The organism is Methanosarcina sp. 1.H.T.1A.1, from assembly GCF_000979295.1.
Lineage (GTDB): Archaea > Halobacteriota > Methanosarcinia > Methanosarcinales > Methanosarcinaceae > Methanosarcina.
The window spans coordinates 1-3,209 of record NZ_JJQY01000116.1; the positions used below are offsets into that span (position 1 = coordinate 1).

A 3,209-nucleotide genomic window follows, 5' to 3' on the forward strand; every position below is an offset into this window, starting at 1 on the left:
CCCACCGAGATCTACACCTCTCTATTCGTCGGCAGCGTCAGATGTGTATAAGAGACAGACCAAGGATCGATTCGGAAGCTCTTTCCGGATGGGGCATGAGGCCGAGAATGTTTCTTGAAGCGTTTACTATTCCTGCGATGTTTTCCAGGGAGCCGTTGGGATTGGCTTTATCCGTTGCTCTTCCTTTTTCGTCTACGTAACGGAAAACAACCTGTTCGTTTTCGTCAAGGTCTGCCAGGGTCTGTTCTTCAGCAAAGAACTTACCTTCCATGTGGGCGATGGGCATCCTTATAACCTCGCCTTTCCTGAACTTCGAGGTAAAGGGAGTATCAGTGGTCTCAACTCTGAGATTGGCCCCGTGGCACCTGAATTTTGGGTACTCGTTTGTGGTAAGAGCCCCTTCGAGAAGCCGGGCTTCGGTCAGCACCTGGAAACCATTGCAGATCCCGAGCACAGGTTTTCCTTCGGCTGCGATTTTTTTTACGGAATCCATAATCGGAGTTCGGGCTGCAATCGCCCCTGCTCTGAGGTAATCTCCGTAGGAAAAGCCGCCCGGAACAACGACTCCGTCAAAGCCGGTCAGGTTTTCGTCTTTGTACCAGACAGTTTCGGCATCCACACCAACCACGTCTTTAAGGACATGAAGTACGTCCATGTCGCAGTTTGTGCCTCCGAACTGAATAATGGCAATCTTCATTTTTTTCCCTCAACCTTACTTTAGTATTTTCAAAAAATTTAGCCTTCTGGATTTTATTCTTCAATCCCTTTATTCCTGCAGGGAGCCCTCAGTTAAGTTCCTTGAGCTTTATAGTGTAGTTGTGGATGAGTGGGTTTGCAATAAGCTTCTGGCACATCTCATCAACCTTCTGCTCCGCAACTTCTGCAGATTCGGCTTCGAGCACTATTTCATACAGTTTTGCGGTCTTTACGCTTTCAACTGCATATCCAAGGTGTCCGAGCGCCCTTTTAGCGGTGGTGCCTTCAGGGTCAAGCATGCCTGCTTTCTGTTCAATAGTTACTGTTGCCTGGTACTGCATCTTTTTAAGCCTCAATTTTGAATTTTTAAATTAATCGGACTTTCACCTGCTTTTCGGTAGCCTGAATGCAACATCAGGTGAAATATGAGGTGAACTTAAAGGTAAACAATTTCCGGTCTGCACCATAATAATATAAGATGCTTGATTTTTCTAACCTATATTCTTTATCTATTTTTAGGTGTTGGATGATTTTGAACTCCTCTTGCCAGCACCGATTTCAGGGGAAATAAGGTTGAAAGTTATTTAATCTTATGGGTCTTAGCTTGTTTTAGATGCCGGTTGAGCTCGGTGAGGGTCAAAAATATAAAAAATGAACAAAAACTAATTCATGCGTCATCGGTAAAGCGTTAGAAACCCCCTCAAGTATGCGTTTTTATATTAATTCTCTAAATATTAGTGCATCTATGCCTCCTCGCCCCCTACTCTTGAAGACTCTCTTCGGGAAATGCTTCCCAAAGAGTGGTTAAGGCAAACTACCAAAGAAACTGGTCTGATAGTACGTGAGCGTAAAATTGACCCTGTCCTCATCTTTTGGGTTTTAACTCTCAATTTTGGTGTACACTTATAGCATACACTTGCCAGCTTTTGAAAAGAGAATCTGAAAAAGAAGCAAATAAGTCCATAAGTGATAGTAGCTGGTACTATCGTTTCACTCCAGAACTTGTTGAGTTTCTCCATCAGTGTGTAATGAACATAGTGGAACACAGGGATTAGTTTTCTTAATAAGTATACTTTTTATGTAATACCTAATTATAAAGAAGTAAGCATTCCGATATTTCTTACCCAAATGTACGATTACGTATAGTTTTGAGACAGCCTGTTAAAAAAGCTTTTTTTGAGCATTAATTCCAAAAAGATACTCATTTTAGCTCATAAACTTTAAATTATGCCTATTTTAGCTCATAATTTCAAAAATAACTTAAATAACCAATAAAATCAAAAAAATACTGATATTAGTTCAGAAATTTAAAATAGGCGCTTATTTTAGTTCAGAAATTTAATATAGACACTTATAGTAGTTCAAAATCTAAAAATAAGCGTTTATTTTGGTTTAATCTCAGATAAAGTTATATAAAGATTAGCATATATCATATGTGAAAATATACAATGCAGTATATGATTTGATATATATATTTTTATTTTACAGGGGGAAAAATTATCAGGAAAATTGGACTTATTGTAGCATTGCTTATAGCAGTGGTCCTGTTTGCTTCCGGCTGTTCAAGCCCGACACAGGAAGTGGAAAATGAAACCGGTGGAATGGTAGAAGAAGTAACTGAAGGAGCAGGAGATATTGCTGAAGAAGCAGAAGATATAGCTGGCGAAAATAAAACCGAAACAGTGCCGGATAAGAATATCGTTCAAACTGCGGAAGATGCAGGTTCTTTCAAAACTCTTGTCACGGCCATAAAAGCTGCAGGGCTTGAGGAGACCCTTAGCGGCGAAGGTCCCTTCACGGTCTTTGCCCCGACAGATGAGGCTTTTGCAGCCCTTCCGGCAGGTACGCTCGACAGCCTGCTCAAAGATAAGGAAGCCCTGACCAGAGTGCTTACTTACCACGTGGCCTCCGGAAAGTATATGGCTGCTGATGTTGTGGACATGACATCCATAAAAACGCTTGAAGGAAGCGAACTCCCAGTAGATACAACCGAAGGGGTAAAAGTAGGGGATGCAAACGTCACTGCAACGGACATAGAAGCCAGCAACGGAGTCATCCACGTAATAGACAAAGTGCTGATTCCACCGGAATAACCGTATTTCTGAAAACAGTATTTCTGAAAACAGTATTTCTGAAAATAGTATTTCTGAAAACAGTATTTCTGAAAAACGACCTTTTTTACATTTTTTATTTATTCCTGTTTGTTGGATTTTCATTTTCGGATATTATATTTTAAAAAAAAATATCGTTTTTTGGATTTTGAAAGAAAAACAAAAAATACGTTTTTTAGCTAACCCTTAAATGTTCATAAACCCTTAGCATGAAACCCGTTATATCTTTTGATTTAGCGGGTAGTTGACTCTTAGAAATCCACTTTTGCCCTGTACCAGAATTCAACACTGTAATCCAGGAAATAAACAACTTCGGGTTCAACTTTTATCAGGATGGTGTAGGGACTGTCTCTTATACACATCTCCGAGCCCACGAGACGGACTCCTATCTCGTATGCCGTC

At 40.5% G+C, this 3,209-nt stretch carries 4 protein-coding genes and 1 pseudogene; 2 read left to right on the forward strand and 3 right to left on the reverse strand.

Annotated elements, in window-relative coordinates; genetic code table 11:
- Positions 1–37: 37 nt before the first annotated feature.
- Both purQ and purS read right to left on the reverse strand, forming a co-directional pair.
- Positions 38–697, reverse strand: a complete 660-nt coding sequence (gene purQ / locus EO95_RS12075; protein ID WP_048134939.1) for a phosphoribosylformylglycinamidine synthase I — start codon at positions 695–697, stop codon at positions 38–40.
- A gap of 88 nt (positions 698–785) precedes the next feature.
- Positions 786–1,037, reverse strand: coding sequence for a phosphoribosylformylglycinamidine synthase subunit PurS (gene purS / locus EO95_RS12080; protein WP_048134940.1), 252 nt, complete (start codon positions 1,035–1,037; stop codon positions 786–788).
- A 445-nt stretch (positions 1,038–1,482) separates the two neighbouring features.
- Here purS and EO95_RS17155 point away from each other — a divergent pair.
- Together EO95_RS17155 and EO95_RS12085 are read left to right on the forward strand one after the other, a co-directional pair.
- A pseudogene (locus EO95_RS17155) lies at positions 1,483–1,739 on the forward strand (IS4 family transposase); the annotation flags it as partial.
- 483 nt (positions 1,740–2,222) lie between these two features.
- The gene (locus EO95_RS12085; RefSeq protein ID WP_235282994.1) at positions 2,223–2,789 is read left to right on the forward strand and encodes a fasciclin domain-containing protein; all 567 of its coding nucleotides are present in this window, start codon (positions 2,223–2,225) and stop codon (positions 2,787–2,789) included.
- On the opposite strand, the gene EO95_RS18775 is transcribed toward EO95_RS12085, so the two are convergent.
- Positions 2,749–2,835 (reverse strand): hypothetical protein, encoded by an 87-nt coding sequence (locus EO95_RS18775; RefSeq protein ID WP_394297369.1) that lies wholly within the window; start codon positions 2,833–2,835, stop codon positions 2,749–2,751. The two genes, EO95_RS12085 and EO95_RS18775, sit on opposite strands and share 41 nt — an antisense overlap.
- Between the last annotated feature and the right edge of the window lie 374 nt (positions 2,836–3,209).